This window comes from Pseudoalteromonas sp. CO348, assembly GCF_004208845.1.
GTDB classification, from domain to species: Bacteria; Pseudomonadota; Gammaproteobacteria; order Enterobacterales; family Alteromonadaceae; genus Pseudoalteromonas; species Pseudoalteromonas maricaloris.
In genome coordinates this window covers 1-241 of sequence record NZ_SGPI01000093.1, presented here as the reverse complement: position 1 = coordinate 241, position 241 = coordinate 1, and the positions used below count along the sequence as shown (strand labels likewise).

At 47.3% G+C, this 241-nt stretch carries 1 tRNA gene; it reads right to left on the bottom strand.

What is annotated here, in order from left to right:
• Positions 1 to 2: 2 nt before the first annotated feature.
• Positions 3 to 74: transfer RNA gene (locus EXT48_RS23625), tRNA-Gln, on the bottom strand.
• Positions 75 to 241: the final 167 nt, after the last annotated feature.

Genomic DNA, 241 nt, shown 5'->3' with positions numbered 1-241 from the left:
GGCTGGAGTACCAGGATTTGAACCTGGGAATGGCGGGATCAAAACCCGCTGCCTTACCGCTTGGCGATACTCCAACGAAAACTCAAATCTAACTTAAATTGTTGAACCCAGGATTTGAATCCGGGGGTGGATGAGTGAGGGATCAAAACCTCTCTCTTCTCTGCCTTACCGCTTGGCGATACTCCAACGAAAATTTGATTGTTTTAGTTCCAATCGAGAACATGGTGCGGAAAGAGAGACT